At 72.3% G+C, this 24171-nt stretch carries 23 protein-coding genes, 1 tRNA gene and 1 pseudogene; 7 read left to right on the top strand and 18 right to left on the bottom strand.

The window, feature by feature from the left end; translation table 11 throughout:
* Together VR44_RS01370 and VR44_RS01365 are read left to right on the top strand one after the other, a co-directional pair.
* A partial coding sequence (locus tag VR44_RS01370) for a response regulator (protein ID WP_052713407.1) occupies nt 1-1065 on the top strand: 1065 nt, incomplete at its 5' end.
* 13 nt (nt 1066-1078) lie between these two features.
* Entirely contained in the window at nt 1079-1654 is a 576-nt protein-coding gene (locus VR44_RS01365) for an antibiotic biosynthesis monooxygenase (RefSeq protein WP_094191357.1), read from the top strand.
* A gap of 27 nt (nt 1655-1681) precedes the next feature.
* Here the strand turns inward: VR44_RS01365 and VR44_RS01360 are convergent, their stop codons facing one another.
* The 15 genes from VR44_RS01360 to VR44_RS01290 all read right to left on the bottom strand — a co-directional run bounded on the left by VR44_RS01360 (nt 1682) and on the right by VR44_RS01290 (nt 15786).
* Entirely contained in the window at nt 1682-3331 is a 1650-nt protein-coding gene (locus VR44_RS01360) for a long-chain fatty acid--CoA ligase (protein ID WP_045945467.1), read from the bottom strand.
* Nucleotides 3332-3489: 158 nt separating this feature from the next.
* Nucleotides 3490-4023: a SigE family RNA polymerase sigma factor gene (locus VR44_RS01355; protein WP_045945466.1), complete on the bottom strand. Its 534-nt coding sequence runs from the start codon at nt 4021-4023 to the stop codon at nt 3490-3492.
* Between the two features lie 133 nt (nt 4024-4156).
* Nucleotides 4157-5323, bottom strand: a complete 1167-nt coding sequence (locus VR44_RS01350) for a lipid-transfer protein (protein ID WP_045945465.1) — start codon at nt 5321-5323, stop codon at nt 4157-4159.
* Nucleotides 5320-5709, bottom strand: coding sequence for a MaoC family dehydratase (locus VR44_RS01345; protein WP_045945464.1), 390 nt, complete (start codon nt 5707-5709; stop codon nt 5320-5322). The genes VR44_RS01350 and VR44_RS01345 overlap by 4 nt, the downstream gene beginning before the upstream one ends.
* Complete coding sequence (locus tag VR44_RS01340; protein WP_045945463.1) at nt 5706-6740, bottom strand: acyl-CoA dehydrogenase family protein; 1035 nt, start codon at nt 6738-6740, stop codon at nt 5706-5708. The genes VR44_RS01345 and VR44_RS01340 overlap by 4 nt, the downstream gene beginning before the upstream one ends.
* 1 nt (nt 6741) lies before the next feature.
* The gene (locus VR44_RS01335; protein WP_045945462.1) at nt 6742-7683 is read right to left on the bottom strand and encodes a bifunctional MaoC family dehydratase N-terminal/OB-fold nucleic acid binding domain-containing protein; all 942 of its coding nucleotides are present in this window, start codon (nt 7681-7683) and stop codon (nt 6742-6744) included.
* Entirely contained in the window at nt 7680-8834 is a 1155-nt protein-coding gene (locus tag VR44_RS01330) for an acyl-CoA dehydrogenase family protein (protein ID WP_045945461.1), read from the bottom strand. The genes VR44_RS01335 and VR44_RS01330 overlap by 4 nt, the downstream gene beginning before the upstream one ends.
* A gap of 192 nt (nt 8835-9026) precedes the next feature.
* Nucleotides 9027-9338 carry a hypothetical protein gene (locus tag VR44_RS01325; protein WP_045945460.1) on the bottom strand — a complete coding sequence of 104 codons (312 nt, stop codon included), beginning with the start codon at nt 9336-9338 and terminating at the stop codon, nt 9027-9029.
* A 386-nt stretch (nt 9339-9724) separates the two neighbouring features.
* Entirely contained in the window at nt 9725-10051 is a 327-nt protein-coding gene (locus VR44_RS01320; RefSeq protein WP_045945459.1) for a DUF6344 domain-containing protein, read from the bottom strand.
* 215 nt (nt 10052-10266) lie between these two features.
* Nucleotides 10267-10351, bottom strand: a tRNA-Ser gene (locus tag VR44_RS01315).
* Nucleotides 10352-10427: 76 nt separating this feature from the next.
* Nucleotides 10428-11366: a trypsin-like serine peptidase gene (locus VR44_RS01310; RefSeq protein WP_045945458.1), complete on the bottom strand. Its 939-nt coding sequence runs from the start codon at nt 11364-11366 to the stop codon at nt 10428-10430.
* Nucleotides 11367-11585: 219 nt separating this feature from the next.
* Nucleotides 11586-12632, bottom strand: a complete 1047-nt coding sequence (locus VR44_RS01305) for a YeiH family protein (protein WP_045945457.1) — start codon at nt 12630-12632, stop codon at nt 11586-11588.
* Nucleotides 12632-13180 carry a cysteine dioxygenase family protein gene (locus tag VR44_RS01300; RefSeq protein ID WP_045945456.1) on the bottom strand — a complete coding sequence of 183 codons (549 nt, stop codon included), beginning with the start codon at nt 13178-13180 and terminating at the stop codon, nt 12632-12634. Before VR44_RS01300 ends, VR44_RS01305 begins: the two co-directional genes overlap by 1 nt.
* Nucleotides 13181-13281: 101 nt before the next feature.
* Nucleotides 13282-14187, bottom strand: a complete 906-nt coding sequence (locus VR44_RS01295; protein ID WP_045945455.1) for a LysR family transcriptional regulator — start codon at nt 14185-14187, stop codon at nt 13282-13284.
* 93 nt (nt 14188-14280) lie between these two features.
* Nucleotides 14281-15786 (bottom strand): S1C family serine protease, encoded by a 1506-nt coding sequence (locus VR44_RS01290; protein ID WP_045945454.1) that lies wholly within the window; start codon nt 15784-15786, stop codon nt 14281-14283.
* Between the two features lie 266 nt (nt 15787-16052).
* Between VR44_RS01290 and VR44_RS01285 the strand changes: the two genes are divergently transcribed.
* The 3 genes from VR44_RS01285 (at nt 16053) to VR44_RS01275 (ending at nt 18682) form a co-directional block, all read left to right on the top strand.
* Nucleotides 16053-16853, top strand: a complete 801-nt coding sequence (locus tag VR44_RS01285; protein WP_045945453.1) for a glycerophosphodiester phosphodiesterase — start codon at nt 16053-16055, stop codon at nt 16851-16853.
* An 85-nt stretch (nt 16854-16938) separates the two neighbouring features.
* Nucleotides 16939-17541: an ATP-binding protein gene (locus tag VR44_RS01280; RefSeq protein WP_094191356.1), complete on the top strand. Its 603-nt coding sequence runs from the start codon at nt 16939-16941 to the stop codon at nt 17539-17541.
* A gap of 166 nt (nt 17542-17707) precedes the next feature.
* Nucleotides 17708-18682, top strand: coding sequence for a DUF5926 family protein (locus VR44_RS01275; RefSeq protein ID WP_045945452.1), 975 nt, complete (start codon nt 17708-17710; stop codon nt 18680-18682).
* Between the two features lie 213 nt (nt 18683-18895).
* On the opposite strand, the gene VR44_RS01270 is transcribed toward VR44_RS01275, so the two are convergent.
* Both VR44_RS01270 and VR44_RS01265 read right to left on the bottom strand, forming a co-directional pair.
* Nucleotides 18896-19456 carry a hypothetical protein gene (locus tag VR44_RS01270; protein ID WP_052713406.1) on the bottom strand — a complete coding sequence of 187 codons (561 nt, stop codon included), beginning with the start codon at nt 19454-19456 and terminating at the stop codon, nt 18896-18898.
* A gap of 140 nt (nt 19457-19596) precedes the next feature.
* Nucleotides 19597-20325: a bifunctional DNA primase/polymerase gene (locus tag VR44_RS01265; protein WP_045945451.1), complete on the bottom strand. Its 729-nt coding sequence runs from the start codon at nt 20323-20325 to the stop codon at nt 19597-19599.
* 418 nt (nt 20326-20743) lie between these two features.
* Here VR44_RS01265 and VR44_RS01260 point away from each other — a divergent pair.
* A pseudogene (locus tag VR44_RS01260) lies at nt 20744-22344 on the top strand (PP2C family protein-serine/threonine phosphatase).
* 133 nt (nt 22345-22477) lie between these two features.
* The gene (locus VR44_RS01255) at nt 22478-23944 is read left to right on the top strand and encodes an aminopeptidase P family protein (RefSeq protein ID WP_045945450.1); all 1467 of its coding nucleotides are present in this window, start codon (nt 22478-22480) and stop codon (nt 23942-23944) included.
* Nucleotides 23945-24003: 59 nt separating this feature from the next.
* Here VR44_RS01255 and VR44_RS46785 read toward each other — a convergent pair.
* Nucleotides 24004-24171, bottom strand: a 168-nt coding sequence (locus VR44_RS46785) for an ATP-binding protein (RefSeq protein ID WP_045945449.1), incomplete at its 5' end; no start/stop codon positions are given.

The raw sequence follows: 24171 nt of genomic DNA, 5'->3' as shown, positions 1-24171 counted from the left end.
ATTCCGGCGGCCCGGACCGCACCCGAGGACGCGGCGTCCGCGGCGGCGGCCGTGCCCGGCGCCCGGCAGGCCGCGGACGCCCAGACGGGCGGGCGGCCGATCAGCGTGCGCGCACTCGGCACCCTGGGCCAGGGCATCTCCGTGGACCCGGCCGAGGCCGGCCCGGGCGGATCCGGTTCCGGCCGGCGCCGCAGGCTCGCCGAACCCGCGCCGCAGGGACGGGCCTTCGCCATAGGGGCCCCCGAAGCGGGCGCCGCGGAGGGCCCCGAGCCCCTGGACGGGCCCGGTGGCGCGGTCGAGGTGGTCAACCGCCCCGTGCCCCCGCCCGTGGACGACGAGCTCCCGCCCGAGCCGCTGGACAACCCGCGCCGGCTGCTGGTGTGGCCGGCTCCGGACCCCCAGACGCAGCAGGCGCTCAGCGACCGCGGCTACCGCCCGGTGATCGTGCACTCCCGTGAGGAGGTGGACGCGCAGATCGCGGCCTTCCCCGCCGCGCTGTTCGTCGACCCGCTGACCGGGCCGATCACGCGGACCGCCCTGCAGTCCCTGCGCCAGGCCGCGATGGCCGCCGAGGTCCCCGTCCTGGTCACGGCCGGGCTGGGGCACGCCACGCGCGAGGCGGCGTACGGTGCCGATCCGGCCGTCCTGCTCAAGGCGCTCGCGCCGCGCGACAGCGAGCAGCACCCCTCCCGCGTGCTGCTGATCGAGGAGCACGACGAGGTCGCCACCGCGCTGACGGCCGCGCTGGAACGGCGCGGCCTCCAGGTCGCACGGGCGGGCGCGGACACCGACGCCGTGGAGCTGGCGACCCGGATGCGGCCCAACCTGGTGGTCATGGACCTCATGCAGGTACGGCGCCGGCGGGCCGGGATCGTGGACTGGCTGCGCGCCAACGGGCAGCTGAACCGCACCCCGCTGGTCGTCTACACGGCCACCGGGATCGAACCGGGCGACCGGCCGCGGCTGGCCTCCGGGGAGAGCGTGCTGTTCCTCGCCGAACGGTCCACCACCGCGGACGTACAGGGCCGCATCGTGGACCTCCTGGCCAAGATCGGCACCAACTAGCCATCCTGGTCCGATGGCCATCACCGACACGACCGAGCACAGCGTCCCCGCCGACAACGGAGAGGTGAGCCTGCTCATCGCGCGTCAGGTGGAGCCGGGCTACGAGGAGGCGTTCGAGAGCTGGGCGCGCGGCATCCTGGAGACCGCCGCGCGGTTCCCGGACCACCTCGGCTACGGGCTGTTCCGGCCGGCGGCCGAAGGCGCCCCGTGGTTCCTCGTCCACCGCTTCCGCGACCAGGAGGCGTTCCAGCGGTGGCAGGACTCGCCCGAGCGGGCCGAGTGGTTCGCCAACTGCGAGGGCCACCACCACACCGAGATAGCCCGGCGCGAGCTGCACGGGATGGAGACGTGGTTCGCCAAGCCGGGTACGACCCGGCCCGCGCCGCCGCGGTGGAAGATGGCGATCAGCTCGGGGCTGGCCATCTTCCCGATCTCGCTGCTGGGCAACGCGGTGCTCGGGCCGTACCTGGTGAACGTGAACTTCGTCCTGCGGACGGCCGCCTTCGCGGCCGTCTTCAGCACCCTGATGACCTACGTGGCCATGCCCGCCGTCAGCCGGCTGCTGCGGCCCTGGCTGACCCGCGGCTGACGCGCGGCCGGCCCGCCGCCCCGGGCCCTAGGCGAGGGTGGTGACGTCCAGGTCGCCGTCGGCGTACTGCTTGCGGATCACCTTCTTGTCGAACTTGCCGACGCTGGTCTTCGGTACCGTCTCGACGATCGTCCAGCGCTCGGGCAGCTGCCACTTGGCGATCGACTGGGCGAGGAACGCGCGCAGTCCGGCAAAGTCGGCCGTGGCCCCCTCCTTGAGGACCACCGTGGCCAGCGGGCGCTCGCCCCACTTCTCGTCGGGGACGGCCACGACGGCCGCCTCGGCGACCTCGGGGTGGGCCATCAGCGCGTTCTCCAGTTCCACGCTGGAGATCCACTCCCCACCGGACTTGATGACGTCCTTGGCCCGGTCGGTGAGGGTGAGGAAGCCGTCCGCGCTGATCACGCCGACGTCCCCGGTCTTCAGCCAGCCGTCGGCGCTGAACTTGTCCTCGGGTCGCAGGGGTTCCCCGGACGCACCGCCGTAGTAGGCGGCGGCGATCCAGTTGCCGCGGACCTCCAGCTCGCCCGCCGATTCCCCGTCCCACGGCAGGACATCCCCGGCGGGCCCGATGAGACGGGCCTCGACCCCGGCCGGGAAGCGGCCCTGGGTGATGCGGTACGGCCACTCCTCCTCGGCCGTGAGCCCGGCCGGCGGGTGCGCCATGGTGCCCAGCGGCGAGGTCTCCGTCATTCCCCAGGCGTGGCAGAGGCGGACGCCGAGCTTGTCGTAGGCCTCCATCAGGGAGGGCGGACAGGCGGCGCCGCCGATGGTGACGTGCTTCATCGAGGTCAGGTCGCGCGGGTTTGCGGTCACCTCGGCGAGCAGCCCCTGCCAGATGGTGGGGACGGCCGCGGCGTGCGTCGGCTTCTCCCGCTCGATCATCTCGGCGAGCGGGGCGGGCTGCAGGAAGCGGTCCGGCATCAGCATGTTGATGCCGGTCATGAAGGTGGCGTGGGGCAGGCCCCAGGCGTTCACGTGGAACTGCGGCACCACGATCAGACTGGTGTCGTGGTCGGTGAGGCCCATCGACTCGGTCATGTTGACCTGCATGGAGTGCAGGTAGACCGAGCGGTGGGAGTAGACGACGCCCTTGGGCTCCCCGGTGGTGCCGGAGGTGTAGCACATCGCCGCCGCCTGGCGCTCGTCCAGCTCGGGCCAGTCGTAGTGCCCGGGACGGCCCTCGAGGAGCTCCTCGTACTCGTGCACCCGGACGTCGAGACCCTCCAGGGCGGAGCGGTCGCCGACGCCCACGACCACGACGTGCTCGACCGTCGGCAGGTGCGGCAGCAGCGGCGCCAGCAGCGGCAGCAGGGTGCCGTTCACCAGCACCACGCGGTCCGCGGCGTGGTTGACGATGAAGACCAGCTGCTCGGCGGGCAGCCTCAGGTTGAGCGTGTGCAGGACCGCGCCCATGGAGGGGATCGCGAAGTAGGCCTCGACGTGCTCGGAGTTGTTCCACATGAGCGTCGCGACCCGTTCGTCCTGCTGGACCCCGAGCGCGTCACGCAGGGCGTGCGCGAGCCGCGCGGCACGGACGCCGATCTCGGCGAAGCTGCGCCGGTGCGGCTCGGCCTCCCCGGTCCAGGTCGTGACCTGGGAGTCTCCGTGAATCGTCGACCCGTGGGCCAGGATCCGCGAGATCAGCAGCGGTACATCCTGCATGGTGCTCAGCAAAGCGTCCTCCCGGTGAGCGCTGCGGCGCTGCGGCGGCTGTCGGATGCTGCCGATTCTGCGCACGTACCGGTCGGCATGTCACTACCCGGGAGTACAAACAGGCTGGTCGATCACTGTTCGAGCCGGTCCTGTGGCCGATGTTTCACGTGAAACACGCCTCAGCGGACCGGGGTGAGTTCCGGGTCCTCGCGGAGCTTGACCAGGGCGCGCGAGACGGCACTCTTGACCGTGCCCACCGAGACCCCGAGCAGCTCGGCCGTCTGCGCCTCGCTCAGGTCCTCGTAGTAGCGCAGCACGACCATGGCCCGCTGGCGGTCGGGCAGCCTGGTCACCGCCCGCCACATCGCGTCGCGCAGCACCTGCGTCTCCGCGGGATCGGCGCAGGACTGCTCCTCGGTCTCGGGGACCTCCTCGCAGACGAACTCGTCGACCTTGCGCTTGCGCCACTGCGAGGTGCGGGTGTTGACCAGGGCCCGCCGGACGTACCCGTCCAGGGCCCGGTGGTCCTCGATGCGGTCCCAGGCGACGTAGGTCTTGGCGAGGGCGGTCTGGAGCAGGTCCTCGGCGTCGCACGGGTTGGCCGTCAGGGAGCGCGCGGTGCGCATCAGGGCCGTACCACGGGTCCGGACGTACGCCGAGAACGACGGGTACGGCGTCGGGTTCGAGGCGAGCGTGCACACAGGCGTGGTCATGGCTCCACGCTAGGAGCGGAGCACGCTCCTGGGATCGCCCGCAGGTGCCGAAGCCGGGTCCCCCTCAGGTTGTACGGTCCGGCCGGGCCCCACCTCCTGTAGGTGGAGGAGGGGCACGCGACCAGGACCGCCGTCAGGCATCCGCTCCCAGGACGAGGCCGGAGGTCGGCACCCCGGTGCCGGCCGTGACGAGTACGTGCCCGGCCCCCGGGACCTGGTTGACGGAGGTTCCGCGCAGCTGGCGGACGGCCTCGGCGATGCCGTTCATACCGTGCAGGTAGGCCTCCCCGAGCTGGCCGCCGTGGGTGTTGAGGGGGAGGGTGGCGGCGGCCGTGAAGTCGGCGGCCTCGCCGGGGGCGCAGAAGCCGAAAGCCTCCAGCTGCATCAGGACGAAGGGGGTGAAGTGGTCGTAGAGGATGCCCACGTCGATGTCCGAGGGCCGCAGCCCGCTGGTCCGCCACAGCTGCCGGGCGACCACGTCCATCTCCGGGAGCCCGGTGAGACCGTCCCGGTAGAAGGAGGTCATCCCCTCCTGGCGGCGGCCGGCGCCCTGGGCGGCCGCGGTGATCACGGCGGGTTTGTGGCGCAGGTCGCGGGCCCGCTCGGCGGTGGTGACGACGAGGGCCTGGCCGCCGTCGGTCTCCTGGCAGCAGTCCAGCAGCCGCAGCGGTTCCACGATCCAGCGGGAGGCGGCGTGGTCGGCGAGGGTGATGGGCTTGCCGTGGAAGTAGGCGGCGGGGTTGTTCGCGGCGTACCCGCGGCCCGTGACGGCGACGTGCCCGAAGGCCTCGGGGGTGAGGCCGTAGGTGTGGAGGTAGCGCTGCGCCGCCATGGCCACCCAGGAAGCGGGGGTGAGCAGCCCCCAGGGCAGGGACCAGCCGAGGGCCGCACCCTCCGCCGAGGGCTCGCGCTGCTGGACGCCGGAGCCGAAGCGGCGGCCGGAGCGCTCGTTGAAGGCGCGGTAGCAGACGACGACCTCGGCGACCCCGGCGGCGACGGCGAGGGCGGCCTGCTGGACGGTGGCGCAGGCCGCGCCGCCTCCGTAGTGGATGCGGGAGAAGAAGGAGAGCTCCCCGATGCCGGCGGCCTGGGCGACGGTGATCTCGGGGCTGGTGTCCATCGTGAAGGTGACCATGCCGTCGACGTCGGCGGGGGTGAGGCCGGCGTCGTCGAGGGCGGCGTGCACCGCCTCGACGGCGAGTTTGAGCTCGCTGCGGCCGGAGTCCTTGGAGAACTCGGTCGCACCGATGCCGGCGACGGCCGCGCGGCCGCCCAGGTCGTCGCGGAGGCGGACGCTCATGCCCCGGCCCCCAGCGTGACGGTCACGGTGCCGGTGACGTGATGGCCGAGACGGTTGGCGCCGGTGACCTGGATCTCCGCGGTGTCCCCGTCCAGGGCGGTGACGGTGCCGGTGAGGGTCATGGTGTCGCCCGGGTAGTTGGGGGCGCCGAGGCGGATGGCCACCTTGCGCAGGACGGCGTGCGGCCCGAGGTGGTCGGTGATGTACCGGCCGACGAGGCCGTTGGTGGTGAGGATGTTCATGAAGATGTCCGGGGAGCCCTTCTCGCGGGCGAGTTCCGCGTCGTGGTGGACGTCCTGGTAGTCGCGGGAGGCGATGGCGCCCGCCACGATCAGGGTGCGGGTGACCGGGATCTCCAGCGGTGGCAGTGCGTCACCGACGTTCATGCGTCCTCCCCCTCGGATATGAGCGCGCCCAGTTCGGACAGCAGCTCGCTGCCGCAGCCCAGGTAGGCGTCCAGCTGGCGCCCCCACAGGAAGTGCCGGTGGACGGGGTGGTCCAGGTCGGCGCCCATGCCGCCGTGCAGGTGCTGGCCCGCGTGGACGACGCGTTTGCCCGCCTCCGAGGCCCACCAGGCCGCCGTGAGGGCGTGTTCGCGCGCCGGGAGCCCCTCGTCGATGCGCCAGGCCGCCTCGTACGCCGTCACACGGATGGCCTCGGTGTCCATGTACGCGTCGGCCGCGCGGAGCATGACCCCCTGGTTCGTGGACAGCGGGCGGCCGAACTGCTCGCGGGTGGAGGTGTACTCGACGGCGCGGGCGAGCGAGCCCGCGCAGACGCCCGCCTGGAGCCCGGCGAAAGCGGTGCGGGCGGCCGCCAGCACCGCGTCGTGGGCGTCGGGGCCGCCGAGCCGTTCGGCGGGGGCACCGGTCAGGGTGAGGCGGCCCGCCGACCAGGGGGCGGTCGTCTCCACCGGCCGCGTCGCGACGCCGGGCGCGTCCGTCCGCACGAGCCACAGCGCCCGGTCCCGGTCCGGGACCAGGACGTGGGTGGCCTCGCGCAGCCAGGGGACGGCCGGGGCGGTGCCGGTGAGGCGGCCCTCCGGGGTGGCGGTGAACGCCCGGCGGGCGGGGAAGGCGCCGGTGGCGACGGCCTCGCCGGAGCCGAGGGCGGGCAGCAGGCGGGCGCGCTGCTCGGGGCTGCCGTGCGCGGCCACGGGCAGGATCCCGTAGGCGCAGGTGGCGGCGTACGGCACCTGGGCGGTGGTGCGGCCCTGCTCCTCCAGGAGGAGGACCAGGCCGAGGAGGCCGACCTCTTCCACGGCGGAAGTCAGGCCGGCGGCGGTGAGGGCCTTCCACAGTTCGGCGTCGCTGCCGGTGCCGGCGGCGGCGAGGCGTTCGTGGGTGGCGAGGTCGCGGTAGATCCGGGCGGCCAGGGCCGCCGCGGCGGCCTGTTCCTCGCTGGGGTGGAAGTCCATGTCAGCCCGCCTCCGCGCGGAAGACGGGGAGTTCGAGGGTGTCGTCGACGCGGAGGAACTCCAGCCGGACGGGGAGGCCGATGCGGACCTTGTCGTAGGGGACTCCGGCGATGTTGCTGATCATCCGGACCCCTTCGGCCAGCTCGACCAGGGCGACCGCGTACGGCGGGTCGAAGGCCGGGAAGGGCGGGTGGTGCATGACGACGTACGAGAAGACGGTGCCGGCGCCGCTCGCCTCGACCGTGTCCCAGTCGGGGGAGGAGCAGGCGTTGCAGCCGGGCAGCCAGGGGAAGCGCAGCGTCGCGCAGGCGGTGCAGCGCTGGATCAGCAGCTTGTGCTCCCGGATCCCGTCCCAGAAGCCCTGGGTGTCGCGGTTGATCACGGGGCGCGGCCGCTGCGGCTTCACCGCCGACTCCGGCTGCGAGGGGGGCCGCCTGGCGGCCGGGGCGTACTTGAGGATGCGGAAGCGGTGCGTCCCGGCGAGCTCGCCGCCCGCGTGGACGTCCATCCGGGTGGTGACGAAGTGGCCGGTGCCCAGCTTGGTCGTCTTGCGCGGGGAGACCGACTCGATCACGGCGTCGAAGGTGACGGTGTCCCCGGGTCGCAGCGGGCGCAGGTACTCCTGTTCGCAGTCGGTGGCGACCACCGAGGTGCAGCCCGCGCCGTCGAGGAGGGCGAGCAGTTCGTCGTAGGCGGTGGAGCGGCCGGTGTGGCCGGAGAGACCGCCCATGGTCCAGGCCTGGAGCATGGTGGGCGGGGCGATGGCCTCGGGGCCGGTGTAGGCGGGGTTGGTGTCGCCCATGGCCTCGCACCAGTGGCGGATCATCGGCTCGTTGACCGGGTCCTTCGCCCGGCCCGCGATGGCGGCGGGCCGGCCCTCGAAGGCCCTGAGCCGCCGGAGCAGCTCCACTTCCGCGGCGGCGGCCGTGCCGTCGACGGTCATCGCTTCCTCCCCTTCATGCCGAGCCGCATCATGGCGACGATCTCTCGTTGGACCTCGCTGACCCCGCCGCCGAAGGTGTTGATCTGGGCCGCGCGGTTCATCCGTTCCAGCTCGCCGCCGAGGAAGGCCCCCGGGCCGCGGACGAGTGCCTCCTCCCCGACCACTTCCTGGCAGATCCGGTACACCTCGACGGTGGACTCGGTGCCGAGGAACTTCACTCCGCTGGCGTCACCGGGGGCCAGGGTGCCCGCGCCCACGTCCTGGACGAGCCGCCAGTTCAGGAGCCGTACGGCGGCCAGCCGGGCGTGTGCCTCGGCGAGCCTCGCCCGGACCCAGGGCCGGTCGGCCGGGCGCTCTCCGGTGACGGGGTCGGGGGTGCGGGCGTGGGTGCGGGCGGCCTCGTAGAAGTCCTCCGCCTGCATGCCGAGGGCGGCGAGGGCGACCCTCTCGTGGTTGAGCTGGTTGGTGATCAGCCCCCAGCCGGCGTGCTCGGGGCCGACGAGGTGGCCGGCGGGGACCCGGATGCCGTCGTAGTACGTCGCCGTGGTGGTGAGGCCTCCGACGGTGTCGATCGGCGTCCAGGAGAAGCCGGGGCTGTCGGTGGGCACCAGGATGATGGAGATGCCCTTGTGCTTGGGGGCCTGCGGGTCGGTGCGGCAGGCGAGCCAGATCCAGTCGGCGTTCTGGGCGTTGGAGGTGAAGACCTTCTGCCCGTCGATCACCCAGTCGCCGCTGTCGTCGCGGACGGCACGCGTGCGCAGGGCGGCGAGGTCGGTGCCGGCCTCGGGCTCCGAGTAGCCGATGGCGAAGACGGTCTCGCCCCGGAGGATGCGGGGCAGGAAGTAGTCCTTCTGCTCCGGGGTGCCGTATTTCATCAGGGTGGGGCCCACGGTGTTGAGGGTGACCATGGAGACGGGGGCCCCTGCCCGGTAGGCCTCGTCGAAGAAGACGAACTGCTCGTCGGGACCCCGGCCCTGGCCGCCGTACTCGACGGGCCAGCCGAGGCCGAGCAGCCCGTCGGCGCCTATGCGGCGCAGCAGGGCGCGCTGGGCCGCCGGGTCTTCGGGGACCCCGTCCGGCAGCAGGTCCCGGAAGTACTCGCGCAGTTCGGCGCGGAGCCGTGACTGCCCTTCGGACGGAGCGAGGTGCACGGCGCTGGCCCTCCCGGCATCGCATCGGACGAGTGGAACTGACTGTCCGTCAGATTCACTCGGGATGTCAAGGTCGGGAGGCGGGGTGACGGCCGCACGGCGCGGGGCGGACGGAAGGGCGCCCGCACTACCGGACCCCAGCCGGTCCGGTCGTACGGGCGCCCTCAGCGTTCTGCGCGGTTCAGGAGGCTCCTACCACCACGGGAAGAAGTTGACCGCCACGTTGGGGTTGGCCTGGTGGATCGCCGTGTAGGCGGAGCCGTTGACCTGGGCGGTGTTGTTCTGGTTCGACGCGCCGGCGCCGGTGGCCACCTGCTGGGAGGTGGAGGAGTTGCCGTGGTTGTTGCCGCCGACACCGCTGCCGATGACGCTGGCGACGCTCGCATTCGATCCGTCGTTCGCGAACGAGCCATTGTCGGCCGACGCGACCCCGCCGAACAGGGCGGCGGCGAGGGGGAGCGAAGCGACGGCGGCGATGACGCGGGCGGTACGGATGCTTGCCATTCTGAGTCCTCCAGGAAAACCGAAGTCGAGTCCATCCCAAGGCAGTTGGCCGACCGCCTCGGTCGTTCACGGTGCTGACGACGTCGCGAGTCCAGAGTTGCCCACCGAATCCCCGGCGAACCACCCCGCAGCCTGCTATTCCCCCGCAAGCATGACCAACAAGGGATAAACGCGGTATGCGCCTCTGCCGCCCCAGCTGATCGCTCTCGTCACGCCGAAAATCCGTGCGGCGCGAGAGGCGAATCGTTCCGGCAAACTCACCCGACCTGGACATGCCGAAAAGGGCCGCACCGTCCGGGAACCCCACCGTCTCCCGGCCCTGCGGCCCTGCCGTACCAAGCCTCACGCCCCCCGCGCGCCCCCGGAATCCGCCGGAGCAAGCCCCCCTACGCGACCAGTGCGACCGACTCCCGGTCGGGGGCGAGGGCGGCGGCGGTGGCGGACCGGCGCACGGACGGGCTCTTGCCGTGGGCCTCGGCCCGGATCCGCTGCTTGATCGTCGGCGGGAGCGAGCCGCCACGCATCATCGCCCGCCACGTCCGCCGCGCAACCGGGGCGGACCGCCGCACGACGGGGGCCGAAGGAGTGGCCGCCGCGACCGGCACAGCACCCGCCCGAGCCGTCTTCCCCACCAGGCCGAGAGCGGCCAGGAGCGCCGTCAGCGCGGAGAGCAGGGAGGTCCAGATCGACGTGATGCTGCTGCGGTGGGTCATGACGAACGCCTCGATTCGCGATGTTCCGACGGGCGGATCTGAATACATTCGTCATGGTGCGTCCGCAACCGCACACTTCTCGCGCCGCGCGCCGATCTTCTGACAAACACCACCCGGAAAGACCAAGGCCCCGCGAACGGACCCGCAGGACACGCGGAAGGGGCGCCCCTCGATGAGGAGCGCCCCTTCTCGTCGGCGGCTACGCCGGTTCGGTGCGGTGGGTGTGGGATTTGAACCCACGGTGACTCGCGCCACGACGGTTTTCAAGACCGTTCCCTTAGGCCGCTCGGGCAACCCACCTGGCCGGTACAGAGTACCGGGATGTGGGGGTGGGTGGGGTGGGAGTTGCCCGTGGCGGCGGGAGGAGGTCCGGACGTCAGGAGGTCTGGGCCTTGTCGTAGGCCGCCTTGGCCTCGGGGCCGAAGTACGGCCCGAACATCGTGTTCGGCAGGAAGTTGTAGCCGAAGCTGTTCACCGAGACCTGCGTCCCCAGACCCGTCGACTCGTCGAAGTCCTGGAACCAGGGGCCTCCGCTGGAGCCTCCGGTCATGTTGCAGGACATGCTGTGGTCCTTGGTGAGCAGGAAGTCCTTGCCCGTGTTGGCGCTGCAGTAGACGAGCTTGGTGCCGTCGTAGGGTGCGGCCGCCGGGAAGCCGAAGGAGTACATCTTCTTGTTGTAGCCGCCGTTGAACTGGATGCCCTGGGCGCCGACGGTCTGGCTGAGCGTCCGGCCGTTCAGCGGGGCGACGACGGCGAGGCCCACGTCCATGTTCATGTCCTCGCTCGCCGCCCACTGGTCGGTGGCGAGGGTCTTGGTGGCCGCCCACTGGCCGTACGGGGCATTGCCGTTGTCGTAGCCCGGGACGAAGATCCAGTTCGTGTGCCAGGCGCCCTGGTACTTCACGCAGTGCCCGGCCGTGATGACCGTGCTGCCGTTCTGGCTGGTGATGGAGTCGCCCGAGCAGGAGGCCGTGCGGCCCTGGAAGGTGAAGAACACCCGGCCCGAGGTCTTCACGACCGCGCCGCCGCCCGTCCAGGCGCCGCCGGCCTGCGGGAACGCCGTCGGGGAGGTCGGGGGCACCCGGGTGGGCGGGGCCGCCGGCACGGGCGCCGTGCGCGCCCCGCCCGGGGAGGCCGTCACGTCGAGCGGGGTGGCCTGGCGCATCCGCTCGGCCGTCCAGAAGCCGGGGGTCTGCCCCGGCCGGAACGAGGAGGGCGGATCCGCGGCCGCCGAGGGGGAGGCCGCCGCCAGGGCGCCCGTGAGCAGAGCGGCGGCGGCGAGGAGGGCGGACAGCGCCGTGCGATGACGATTCACGCAGGACTCCTTCTGCCGTGCCCGGACCGGACGGATCCGGGCAGGGTGGGGTGAAGAGCTGTCGGTGCGGATCGGCTGTTCGACTGTGCGGCTGTGCGGCTGTGCGGCGGTGCGGCTTGCGCGGGCAGGGTCGCACGGGGAGCCCGAGAAGTCAGGGGGCAGTCCGGACGTTCGGTCGGTTCCGGCCAGGAAATGGCCAACTCCCCCTGGTTCAAGCGGTCATGTGGTCACCAGCACTCCGGCGTAGGAGACGCCCGCCACCACCACCCAGGCCCCCAGACCCAGGAGCGCGGCGCGCCCGCCGGTACGGGCCAGGGTCGGCAGGTGGACGGCGCTGCCCAGCCCGAACAGGGCCGCGGCCAGGAGCGCCTCCTGCGCCGTGTGCGCCCAGTCCAGGGCCACATGGGGCAGCAGGCCCGTCGCCCGCAGCGCGGCGGCCGCCAGGAATCCGGCGACGAAGAGGGGCACCGGGGCCGGCCGCTTCCCCGAGGAGGTGCGTACGCCGCGCCGCCGGGCCCGCATCGAGAAGGCCACGGCCGCCACCAGCGGGGCCAGCAGGGCCACCCGCATCAGCTTGACCAGCACCGCCTCGCCGAGCGCGGCGGGACCGGCGGTCTGAGCCGTCGCCACCACCTGTCCGACGTCGTGGACACTGGCGCCCACCCAGCGGCCGAAGGACAGGTCGGAGAGACCCAAGGGTCCTTGGAGCAGGGGCAGTACGGCGATCGCGAGCGTTCCGCAGAGGGTGACCAGAGCCACCGAGGCGGCCACGTCCTCCTCGTCGCTCCCGGACACCTCGCTCACGGCGCCGATGGCCGAGGCCCCGCATATGGAGTAACCGGTGGCGATCAACAGGGGCTGGTCGCCGGGGAGCCCGAGGCGGCGCCCCAGCCACACCGTGCCGAAGAAGGTGGCCGCGACCACCGCGCTCACCATGGCCACCGTCGCCCAGCCCAGCCGGAGCACCTGGTCCAGGCCGAGCCCCAGGCCCAGCAGGACGATGCCGATCCGCATCAGCCGCCGTCCGGCCAGGGACAGGCCCGGGCGCGCCGGTCCGCGTACGACGGTCCGTACGCCGGGGATGTGGGCCACCGCGATGCCGAGCACCACCGAGGCGGTCAGCATCGGAATACCGGGGACCAGCCGGTGCACGCACCAGGCCACCAGGGCGCCGCCGGCCGCCAGCCCCAAACCCGGCCAGGGAGTGGGTGTTTCACGTGAAACAACGGGGGCCGCCTCGCTCTGCGGGCGGTGGAGGAGGGCCATCAGTCGACGGGGAGCGTGTAGACGCGGCGGATGCTACTGCCCAGGCGGGAGACGTCGGCCCCGTAGACGTGGATCGATATCGCCGTGCTGGTACAGGAGTTGCGGACCCTGTGGATGTCCCCGGGCGGGGCGAAGCCGCAGACCTCGCCCTGGGCGTTGACCACGTCCTCGGTGGCCACCAGACGGGCGGCGTCCGTGCCGGGCGCGAGCCGGTAGCGGCGCTCGCTCTCCTCACCCTGGTGCACACCGGCCACGCACCACGACACGTGGTCGTGGATGCAGGTCTCCTGGCCCGGCATCCAGACCAGGGCGACCACCGAGAAGCTGCCGTCGGGCTCCGCGTGCAGGACGTGCTGCCGGTAGTTCTCCGGGTCCCCCTCCTGCTGCTCCGCGGTCAGCAGATCGGAGGCGCCCAGGTGCGGGGCGAGGCGCTCACCGACGAGGTAGGCGGTCAGATCGGGGGCCAGCCCCCGGTCGACGACCGTGCGGATCTCACTGACGAGGGCGGCCATCCTCGTGGTCGTACGGGCCGGCGTGGTGGTGGTCATACGAGCAGCGTCCGACGGCCGATCCATCACGTCCAACGACAGTTATGACCTGAAAACCCAAATCCCGCTTATGGATCGGGGCGGTGGACGACTGCCCGGAGTCAGCAGCCGACCCGGTTCGAGGCGGCCCGCTTCAGCTCGTCGAGGACCACGGCCGTCGCCGGGATCCGCAGGTGGTCGCGGTAGACGTACGCGGCGATGTGACGGCGGGCGGCGGGCTCCAGCACCCGGCCGCAGACCCGGCTCAGCGAGAGCGAGGGCAGGACCAGGGCAGGCATCATCGCCACCCCCAGCCCCTGCGCGACCAGGCTCTGGACCACCAGGTTGTCGTCGGTGGCGAACCGGATGTCGGGCACGAAGCCCAGTTCGGCGCACTCGTGCAGCAGGTTCGCCCGGCAGCGCGGGCAGCCGGCGATCCACTGCTCCTCGGCGAGGTCCGCCAGGTGCACGGCCCGGCGCCGGGCCAGCGGGTGCCCGGTCGGCAGCAGTACCGTCAGCTGGTCCTCCAGCAGCCTGACCTCGGTCACCTCCTCGGGGACCTCCTCGTGCAGCCCCGGGTAGGTGAAGGCCAGGGTGATGTCGCACTCGCCGCGCTGGAGTCTGCGCAGGGATTCCGGGGGTTCCCCTTCCAGCAGCTCGACCTGGACTCCGGGATGGTCCTTGGCGAGGCCGCTGAGGGCCTCCGGGACCAGGGTGACGTTGGCGCTGGGGAACCCGCAGACCCGTACGCGCCCGGTGCGCAGTCTCGTGTACGCCTTCAGCTGGGCCTCGGCGGCCGAGAGGCTGCCGAGGATGGACTCGGCGTGCCTGGCCAGGGACTCACCGGCCTCGGTGAGCTTCATCTTCCGGCCCACACGGGTGAACAGCGGTGTGCCGACGGCCCGTTCCAGGGCTTTCATCTGCTGGGTGATCGCGGGCTGGGTGTAGCCCAGAACGCGAGCGGCGGCCGAGTAGGAACCCGAGGCGACCACTTCGTGGAATGTCCGTATGTGCCGTGAATCGAACACCAGCGAAGCATAAGCAGATATTGGGAGGGGCCGTAGCCGCATTCCCGGCCACGACCCCTCCCGTCAAGTCACCGTCGAGCGGCCGCTACTTGCCTACTTGTCCCCGACGCGCGAACCGAGCGTGATGTCGACCGTGGTCGGCTTGCCGCCGCGCACATAGGTCAGCTTCACGGTGTCACCCGGCTTGTACGTCCAGATGAGGCTGATCAGGGTCGGGCCGCTGTCGACCTGCTTGCCGCCGAACTCCGTGATCACGTCACCGGGCTTGAGTCCCGCCTTGCCGGCCGGGCCGTTCGGGTCCACCAGCTCGTTCGCCGGAGCGCCCTGCTCGGAGATCTTGGCGCCGTCCGTCTTGGCCTGGAGGTCCACGGAGACGGAGATCACCGGGTAGACCGGCTTGCCCGTGTCGATCAGGGACTTGGCGACGTTCTTGGCCTGGTTGATCGGGATGGCGAAGCCGAGGCCGATCGAGCCTGCCTGGCCGCCGCCGAAGCCGCCATTGCCGGCGGACTGGATCGCCGAGTTGATGCCGATGACCGCGCCGCGGCCGTCGATCAGCGGACCGCCGGAGTTGCCGGGGTTGATGGAGGCGTCCGTCTGCAGCGCGCTCATGTACGAGTTCTTGCCGCCGGAGCCGTCACCGGAGGCCACCGGGCGGTTCTTCGCGCTGATGATGCCGGTGGTGACCGTGTTGGAGAGGCCGAAGGGGGCTCCGATGGCGATGGTCGGATCGCCGACCGCGACCTTGTCCGAGTCGCCGAGCGCCAGCGGCTTGAGGTTGGACGGCGGGTTCTTCAGCTTGATGACGGCCACGTCATAGCCCTGGGCCCGGCCCACGACCTCGGCCTCGTACTTCTTCCCGTCGGAGAAGGTGGCGGAGAGCTTGCCGCCGTTGGCCGCGGATGCCACCACGTGGTTGTTGGTGAGGATGTGGCCCTGTTCGTCGTAGACGAACCCGGTGCCGGTGCCGCCCTCGCCGTCCCCGGCGGAGGCCTCGATGGTGACGACACTGGGCAGCGCGGCGGCGGCGAGGCCCGCGACCGAGCCGGCGTCCCGCTTGAGGTCCTTGGGGGTGCTGGGCGCGCTGATGGTGGTCGAGCCCGAACCGCTGTGGTCGCGCTGGGCCGCCCAGTAGCCCACGCCGCCGCCCACGCCGCCCGCGAGGAGGGCCGCCACGAGGACCGCCGCGATCAGACCGCCCCGGCCCTTCGGCTTGGGCTGCGGGGTGCCGTCGGCGGTGAGCGGAACGCCCCAGGCACCGCCTCCCTGGCCGCCGCCGTAACCGGGGACCGCCGGCGGCGGCGGGGGCCAGGCCTCCGCGCCGTACGGGGCCGCCGGGTGAACGGGGGGCGCGGGCTGGACCGGGGGCGCCGGCTGGCCGGCCGGGGCCTGCTCGTGGCCGTACGCCGGGGGCGCGGCGGGGGGCGCCGGCGGGGTGGGAGGAAGCTGCTGGGTGTGCTCGGCGCCCGAAGCCTGCGCCGGGGCGTCCTGGGGAGCCGGCGCGGCCGGGTCGGGGGTGGAGGCGGCCACCGGCACGGGGGGTGCGGACGGGGCCGCGGGGGGCGTCGGGGCCGCGGTGCCCTCGTTCTCGGTGCTCACAGCGCTCTCTCCTCGTCACACACGGCTTACACGGCCAAACGGCTGCTGGAAATATCGGGCGAAATCGATCCGATACCCTCCGGGCATCGGTCCGACTGAACGTTCGACGCGCCGTAGAAGTTCCAGGGCGAAGCCTTTCCCATGGCCCGTCAGAGCACTGTAAGCCGGACCTGTGCGTCCACCGCCTCCCTTTATATCCGACATATAGGACAGACCTCCAGGAGTCACCCCGACGCGCGGGGGCTCCTCGGTGGCACCATGACCGGGTGACCCACGCAACGCCGCACCCCATCCAGGTCGTCGCCCACCGCGGCGCCTCGGAGGATGCTCCCGAGCACACCCTGGCCGCCTACCGGAAGGCCATAGAGGACGGCGCCGACGCCCTCGAATGCGACATCCGGCTGACCGCCGACGGCCATCTCGTGCTCGTCCACGACCGCCGGGTGAACCGCACCTCCAACGGCCGGGGCGCCGTGTCGGCCCTGGAGCTGGCCGAGCTGGCGGCCCTCGACTTCGGCTCCTGGAGGGACCGCGAGGAGTCCCCCGACTGGGACGCGGACCCCGAGCGCACCTCCGTGCTCACCCTGGAGCGGCTGCTGGAGCTGGTGGCCGACGCGGGCCGGCCCGTGCAACTGGCGATCGAGACGAAACATCCGACCCGCTGGGCCGGACAGGTGGAGGAGCGCCTGCTCTTCCTCCTCAAGCGCTTCGGGCTGGACGCCCCGCCCGCCGACGGCCCCCACCCCGTCCGGGTGATGAGCTTCTCCGCCCGCTCCCTGCACCGGGTGCGCGCGGCCGCTCCGACGGTCCCGACCGTCTATCTGATGCAGTTCATCTCGCCACGGATGCGCGACGGGCGGCTGCCCGCCGGCGTGCGGATCGCCGGGCCGGCCATGCGCATCGTGCGCAACCACCCCGGCTTCATCCGCAAGCTCCAGGCCGCGGGGCACTCCGTACACGTATGGACCGTGAACGATCCGGACGATGTTCAGCTATGCGCTGATCTGGGTGTAGAAGCGATCATCACGAACAGGCCCCGTCAGGTTCTGTCACAACTCGGGCGCTGACATCCCGTTTTGCACTTCAGCCACAGAGGCCCCCGCCGTGACAGGGTGTGCCCCGGCGCATCCGTTCCGCATTCGTTGGTCATGAATGCGTCAGAGGGGTGTCTGCCGACGGTTTCCGGTCCAGGCCATTGGGGCATCCAGACCATGGCGTGGGGCTAAGGAGGTTCCGGGGGTGGCGTTGGTGATGGCACAGGAAGTGCCCACGTCGTCGTGCATGGACATTCGCCATGGTCCTGCGGGCGTGGGCGAGGCGAGGCACCGGATGCGCGAACAGCTGCGCATCAGCGGAGTGTCCGAATCGGTCGTGGACGATGCCGTACTGATCCTTTCCGAACTCCTCAGCAACGCCTGCCGGCACGGGCGGCCGCTGGGGGCCCGGGACGTCGGCGACGGCGAGATCCGCGCCGCGTGGCGGGTCGACAAGGCGGGGCGGCTGACGGTCGAGGTCACGGACGGCGGCGGCCCGACCCGACCGGTCCCGGCCACGCCCTCGGTCACCGCGCACGGCGGCCGCGGGCTGAACATCATCAGCGCGCTGGCCCAGGACTGGGGCGTGCGGGACGGGGCGGCGGGCGAGGTCACCGTGTGGGTGATCGTCGCCAGAGGGCCCCGGCACGACGATTTCGCTACGCGCGTCGCTCCCCCGGCGATCGACTTCGCCGCCGCGTTCGACGATCTCGACGCCTGACGGCCCGACGGCCTCACCGGCCGACAACACCGGCCATCCGCACGCGGCCGTCCGGGAGCGCACGCCGACCGTGCTCCCGGCCGCACCCCACCGGTTCCGGCGGTACGAACGGCTAGGCTCGCGCCCAGAGACACCGCCGTACCGCCGCAACCGGGAGACACCCACGATGGCCAAGAAGCGCCCCGCCGCGAAGACCGCGAAGCCGCAGCTCGACAACGGGGAGATCCCGGTGGTGGGCGCGCGCGAGCCCTGCCCCTGCGGTTCGGGGCGCCGCTACAAGGCCTGTCACGGCGCGGCCGCCTCGCACGCCGTCACCGAGCACGTGCGGCGCCCCTTCGAGGGACTGCCGGGCGAGTGCGACTGGGTGGCGCTGCGCGAGCTCGTCCCCGCGGCCACCGTCCCGCTGACCCTCAAGGGCGGCCTGCCCGAGGGCGTCCCGTCCGTCACCCTGGTGACCGTACTGCCCATGGCCTGGCCGGCCCTGCGGCGTGAGGACGGCTCCGTCCTGCTCGGTCTGCAGAACGAGTCGACCTCCGGGGACCTGGCCCGCGACATGGCCGACACACTGGAGCGCGCGATCGCCACCGAGCCGGGCAACCCGGTCCCGGCCCGCCGCGTGCCGGCCGAGGGTCCCCGACTTCAGGATCTCCTGGCCCTGGACGGCGTTTTCGAGCCGGTTGTGCACAGCGGCTTCGAATTCTGGATTCCGGACGCGGAGAGCGCCCAGAACGCCTCCCCCGAGATCGCCGCCTCCCTGGAGCGCGCCAACGCCGCCGCCATCCCGACCGTCAAGCTCACCGGCGTGGACGCGGCCTACTGGTGCGAGACCCCGGACAAGAACCACCTGCGCTGGGTGATGCCGCACGCGGAGGAGAAGCTGCTCGACGCCCTGGCGCGGCTGCACGCGGCGGGGACCTCCTCGCTCGGCGAGGGCACCAAGCTCGTCGGCTCCTTCCGCGCCCACGGTCTGATGGTCCCCGTCTGGGACCTGCCCACCGGTGTCACCGCGGAGGACGTGGAGAAGCCCGCCGCCGAGTTCGCGGAGCGCCTGGCCACGGCCCTCGCCACCGACGCCCCGCTGACCGCCGAGGAGCGCCGGGCGCGCGGCGGACTCACCAACCGCCAGGTGACGCTGAGCTGACGCGCACTTGGCGCGAGGGTGGCCCGCGCGCGGTGCACAGCACCGCGCGGGGCCGGTGACCGGTGTCACAACTCCCGCTAATCGCCTGCAAATCGATGTCTGAATATCAGAGATCGAATTTGCGAACAGGCGATCTCTTGTTACCGTTCTTGTAGCCCGGTCGCTGGTGCATCCCCCGTCGCCAGCGACCGGGCCTCTGTCTTTCGGCGGTGCTCAACCGCCCGCAGGTGCCGGTGAGTTGCTCCCGGACCGCAGCAGCAGCCGCCCTTCATCGTCCGGAACTGCAAACTCCGCTACGGCCGAGTAGGCGTCCGGCGCCCCCGCGGACTCCCCCCGTGGCGTCTCGCACAGCCCCGGTTCGTCCCCCGCCGCCACCGCACAGCGGATCTGAACCGTCCGTCCGGCCGGCCCCATCACCGTCAGCACGGCGTCCAGCGCGCGACCGCTGGTGTTGCGGTAGTAACTCCGGCCCCAGGTGCGGCCCTCGCTCACCAGCACGCAGGTCTGCGCCTCCAGGCCCTGCGGGGCGGAGAGTTCGGGGCCGCAGCGCGAATCGGTACGAGGCTGCTCCGGCGGCCCGGGCCGCGCGGGACCGGTGTCGGGCCGCGCCCCGGCCGGCGTACGTGAGGAGCGGGAAAGGCCGAGCGAGGAGAGCAGTCCCCCGCCTTTTCCGTCGCTCTGACCGGCGAAATCCGGCCCGGCGATCGCTCCGGCCAGGGGAAGCGACAAGATGATCAGCACACCGGCACCGATACCGATCAGGCGGAGATTCATTCGCCGAAGATAGCGACGCGGGAAAGGGGCGCGGAGATCCCCGCGCCCAATTCCCTTGGAAACTCGATCCGCTGGCACCCGTACGAGTGATGAGCCGACCACGGGAGGTTCCACGCCCGGGCGGGCTCGGGGAAAGCCGTTCAGTACGCCAGCCGGCTGCCGCCACCGGGAGCACTGCTGCTCGCCTCGACGAGCGCGTGCACGACCGCCTCGACCTCCGGCAGCCACAGCTCTTCCGACCCGCCCCACCGCGGCTCGGGCTCCCGCTCCCAGCGGACCTGCCCACCGCCGGACGCGGGCGACGGCGGCAGCAGCAGATATCCGCCCTCACCGTGGAAGCGCAGTGAGGAGGGCACGTGGTCCTTGGCGTACAGGAGTTCGCCGAGCCGCTCCAGCGAGTAGGGCGCGACGAGCAGGGACCACCGGGTGGGCGTGGCGACGATCGGACCGAGCCGCATGCCCTGGGCGTCCAGCCGTACGACGGCACGCGCGGCCGCCTTCGCCGGCAGGCTCACCGCGCACGGCGCGGCCCCGCCGGTGGCCAGCAGCACCGGGGCCGTCGGCCGCCTGCCCCACCACCAGGCCACCATCCGGGCGTCGGTGGTGGCGGCGAGCAGCCCGGGGTCGAAGGGGTGTGCGCCCGGCACCACGCAGTCGGGATCGGGACAGGCACAGCGCCGGCTGTCGGCACCGGCCCGGCCCACGCCCGGCAGTACGGGCCAGTGCCGGACGGCGGCGCAGGTCAGCGCCGCGTCGAGGAGGGAGGGAGCCACCCCGGCGCCCGCCTCCGAGACGGGGCGGGAGGCGGCGCGCGGGAACTTCAAGCGATCGCGGAGCCGCTGGAGACGCCTTCCGAGGATCTCGCGCATGAGCGCTCGTTCCTTTCCGTTGAACGTCGAGGGCCACATCACACCACGTGAGCGGTGTTTCACCACACGTACACGTTTCGCGTCACTAGTCCGCCAGAAGCAGGTTCACACGGTTCGTGCAGTCTTCTTACGGGTCCGTCAAACGTCCGGCAGGGGCCCGGAACGGCGGTCCGAGCGACCCGCGCCGGTGTCGAGACCGGCTGCCGCCGCTAAGGACGACGGCCCGGGCCGGGCGGTTCCCGGCGGCGCCGGAGGCGCCAACTGGCCCCGGCCACTACCGACTACGTACCCGGCCCCCTTGGAGCGCCTGTCCAGTCGATCGCAAAAACCGTCCGCTTCCAGCTTTTTCCGGCCAAGTTTTAGCCCTGGCTGGACGGTGAGTTGCCGTCCCACGGACACCAGGATTCCCACCGGGACAATGCTGGACATCGATCCTCGGGTGCGTGTAGATGTGGATCCATTGATGGCGGCGCAGCACGATCTGGGGGTTTGCGATGCTATATGGCGAATCGCACCAGGTGGAAAGGCGGACGCCATGAGCGCCCCGCATCTGCCGAAAGTGGCTGGAATCGATCCAGCAGTTACAGCGTCGGCGCAAACTGTCGCGCCCACGCCCCCGTCCGGCCCCCTGTCCGCCGCACCGCCGCAGCGGCCACCTCCGCCCGGACCTCCCCCGCCCAGGCCGCACCGCCTGCCGCGAGCAGCGTCATCCAGGACCGGCTGGCGGGCATGGTCTCCGACCTCACCACCCTCCACGAGCTGACCGAGCGCCTCGCCCGGGCCAGTGACCTCGACTCCTCCCTCCGGGAGTTCCTGCGCGCCGGAGCCGCCCTCGTCGGGGCCCGCCGCGGACTGGTCGTCCTGGAGCCCTCCGACGGACTCGGCCCCACCTCCACCATCGGCCTCGGCCTCGGCCGCGCCGACCTGGGCCACATCGAGACGGTCCCGCGCAGCGCCACCTCGTACGGCCGCATCCTCGACGGACTCCCCGACGCCCACGGCGGCTCCGAGGTGCTCCCCGAACCCGGCACGGCCGCCATCCCCGGCGCCGGGGGCTACGAACCCCCCGCCGACCCCCGCCACCGCGAGGTCGCCGCCCGCCTCGGCTACGCCGCCAGCTACGCGCTGCCGCTGACCGCCGACGCCACCGGCCGGCTCGGCGCGGCCGTCTGGCTCTACGACGAACAGGCCGAGCCGAGCGACCGCCAGCGCGACCTCGTCGGCCTCTACGTCCGGCACGCGGCCGAACACCTCGCCCGGATGCTGGAGGTGGACCGCTCCCGCACCCGGCTGGCCACCGTCTCCGAGGAACTGCTGCCCAGCCGGCTGCCCCGGATCCCCGGGGTCCAGCTCGCCGCCCGGCACCGCACCGGCCCCCTCGGCGGCGGCGACTGGTACGACGCGCTGCCGCTGCCCGAGAGCGCCATGGGGCTCGCCGTCGGATCGGTAACCGGCTCCGGGCCGGGCGCCGTCGCCGCGATGGGACGGCTGCGGGCCTCGCTGCGCGCGTACGCCGTCATGGAGGGGGAGGACCCCGTCGCGGTCCTGTCCGACCTGGAGCTGCTGCTGCGCCTGACCGAGCCCGCCCGCTCGGCCACCGCCCTCTTCGCGTACTGCGAGCCCGCCGCCCGCAAGATCGTCCTGGCCGGGGCGGGCCACACCCCTCCGCTGCTCATCGGCGAGCGGCGCACCGAGTACGTCGAGACCTCGCTCTCCGCGCCGCTGGGGATGCTGGCCTGCTGGGAGGCGCCCAGCGTGGAGATCGAGCCCGCATCCGGAGAAACGGTGCTGCTGTACACGGACGGACTGCTCCGGCGTACCGGAGACCCCATGGACCGGGCCTACGCCCGGCTGCACGCGGCGGCCGCGGGGGTTCCGCGCAGCGCCCGGGAGGACCCCGCGGCCATCTGCGACCACATCCTGCGCACCGTGCTCCCCGAGGACGGACCGCACCCGGCCGGCTCCGATCCCCACCGGGACACCGAGGACGTCGTCCTGCTCGCGGCCCGGTTCGACTGACCGGCCGGCACCGCACGAGGGCGCCCGTTTTGACTTGTTTGTCACAGGACTGGCCGGGCGCCGCCTCCTCACACATACGATGAACGGGGTTCGCACCCGGACCCGTGCGTGTCGTAGCGGCTGAGGAGATGACGTGGCTGACGAGCTCACCCCGGAGACCCCGGAAGAAGAGCAGCCCCAGAAGAAGCACAAGCAGCGCAAGAACGGGCTGTACCCGGGCGTCAGCGAGGAACTCGCGGAGAGCATGCGCACCGGCTGGGCCGACACCGAGCTGCACGGCCTCGAGCCCATCGCCCAGGCCGGCCACACCGCCGACCGCCGCGCCGCGCTGTCCGCGCGGTTCCCCGGCGAGCGCCTGGTCATCCCGGCGGGCCGGCTGAAGACCCGCTCGAACGACACCGAGTACCCCTTCCGCGCCTCCACCGAGTACGCGTACCTCACCGGCGACCAGACCGAGAACGGTGTCCTGGTCCTGGAGCCCACCGGGGAGACCGGCCACGAGGCCACCGTCTACCTGCTGCCCCGCTCGGACCGCGAGAACGGCGAGTTCTGGCTGTCGGGCCAGGGCGAGCTCTGGGTCGGCCGCCGCCACTCCCTCGCCGAGGCCGAGCAGCTCCTGGGCATCCCGGCCAAGGACGTCCGCGAGCTGCCCGAGGCCCTGGCCGAGGCCACCGGCCCGGTCCGTGCCGTCCGCGGCCACGACTCCGTCATCGAGTCCGCCCTCACCGACAAGGTGACCAAGGAGCGTGACGAGGAGCTGCGCGTCTACCTCTCCGAGGCCCGCGCCGTGAAGGACGCCTTCGAGATCGGCGAGCTGCAGAAGGCCGTCGACTCCACCGTCCGCGGCTTCGAGGACGTGGTGAAGGTCCTCGACAAGGCCGAGGCCACCTCCGAGCGCTACATCGAGGGCACCTTCTTCCTGCGCGCCCGCGTCGAGGGCAACGACGTCGGCTACGGCACCATCGCCGCCGCCGGCGCCCACGCCTGCACCCTGCACTGGGTCCGCAACGACGGCGCCGTCCGCTCCGGCGACCTGCTGCTGCTCGACGCCGGTGTGGAGACCCACTCCCTCTACACCGCCGACGTCACCCGCACGCTGCCCATCAGCGGCACGTACACCGACATCCAGCGCAAGATCTACGACGCGGTCTACGAGTCCCAGGAAGCCGGCATCGCCGCCGTCAAGCCGGGTGCGAAGTACCGCGACTTCCACGACGCCGCCCAGCACGTGCTGGCCGAGAAGCTCGTCGAGTGGGGCCTGCTGGAGGGCCCGGTCGAGCGCGTCCTGGAGCTCGGGCTGCAGCGCCGCTGGACCCTGCACGGCACCGGCCACATGCTCGGCATGGACGTCCACGACTGCGCCGCCGCGCGCACCGAGGCGTACGTCGACGGCACGCTGGAGCCGGGCATGTGCCTGACCGTCGAGCCGGGCCTGTACTTCCAGGCCGACGACCTGACCGTGCCCGAGGAGTACCGGGGCATCGGCGTCCGGATCGAGGACGACATCCTCGTCACCGAGGACGGCAACCGGAACCTTTCGGCCGGGCTGCCGCGCACCTCGGTCGAGGTCGAGGCCTGGATGGCGCGGCTCAAGGGCTGACGCCCTGACGTGACCGCGGGCGGGGGAGCCGGAACCGGTTCCCCCGCCCGTCCGCGTTCCTAGGACACCCTCAGCAGCGCGTCCTCACGCCACTTGAGCATCCGCTCGAAGCTCACCACCGCGCCCCGGCCCGGCCGGTTGCGCAGCCGGACGTGGTCGGCGAGCTCCGCGATCAGGTGCAGGCCCCGGCCGTGCTCGGCCAGGGAGGGTCTGCGGCGGGCCACCGT

Origin of the sequence: Streptomyces katrae, from assembly GCF_000966975.1 — a bacterium.
Taxonomy (GTDB): domain Bacteria; phylum Actinomycetota; class Actinomycetes; order Streptomycetales; family Streptomycetaceae; genus Streptomyces; species Streptomyces katrae.
This window is presented reverse-complemented; position numbering and strand designations above follow the sequence as displayed.

Coding starts and splice junctions, on each gene's coding strand:
- VR44_RS01365 (WP_094191357.1), top strand. CDS start 1,079: ATGGCCATCACCGACACGACCGAGCACAGCGTCCCCGCCGACAACGGA.
- VR44_RS01355 (WP_045945466.1), bottom strand. CDS start 4,023: ATGACCACGCCTGTGTGCACGCTCGCCTCGAACCCGACGCCGTACCCG.
- VR44_RS01350 (WP_045945465.1), bottom strand. CDS start 5,323: ATGAGCGTCCGCCTCCGCGACGACCTGGGCGGCCGCGCGGCCGTCGCC.
- VR44_RS01345 (WP_045945464.1), bottom strand. CDS start 5,709: ATGAACGTCGGTGACGCACTGCCACCGCTGGAGATCCCGGTCACCCGC.
- VR44_RS01340 (WP_045945463.1), bottom strand. CDS start 6,740: ATGGACTTCCACCCCAGCGAGGAACAGGCCGCCGCGGCGGCCCTGGCC.
- VR44_RS01335 (WP_045945462.1), bottom strand. CDS start 7,683: ATGACCGTCGACGGCACGGCCGCCGCCGCGGAAGTGGAGCTGCTCCGG.
- VR44_RS01325 (WP_045945460.1), bottom strand. CDS start 9,338: ATGGCAAGCATCCGTACCGCCCGCGTCATCGCCGCCGTCGCTTCGCTC.
- VR44_RS01320 (WP_045945459.1), bottom strand. CDS start 10,051: ATGACCCACCGCAGCAGCATCACGTCGATCTGGACCTCCCTGCTCTCC.
- VR44_RS01305 (WP_045945457.1), bottom strand. CDS start 12,632: ATGGCCCTCCTCCACCGCCCGCAGAGCGAGGCGGCCCCCGTTGTTTCA.
- VR44_RS01300 (WP_045945456.1), bottom strand. CDS start 13,180: ATGACCACCACCACGCCGGCCCGTACGACCACGAGGATGGCCGCCCTC.
- VR44_RS01280 (WP_094191356.1), top strand. CDS start 16,939: ATGCGTCAGAGGGGTGTCTGCCGACGGTTTCCGGTCCAGGCCATTGGG.
- VR44_RS01275 (WP_045945452.1), top strand. CDS start 17,708: ATGGCCAAGAAGCGCCCCGCCGCGAAGACCGCGAAGCCGCAGCTCGAC.
- VR44_RS01270 (WP_052713406.1), bottom strand. CDS start 19,456: ATGAATCTCCGCCTGATCGGTATCGGTGCCGGTGTGCTGATCATCTTG.
- VR44_RS01265 (WP_045945451.1), bottom strand. CDS start 20,325: ATGCGCGAGATCCTCGGAAGGCGTCTCCAGCGGCTCCGCGATCGCTTG.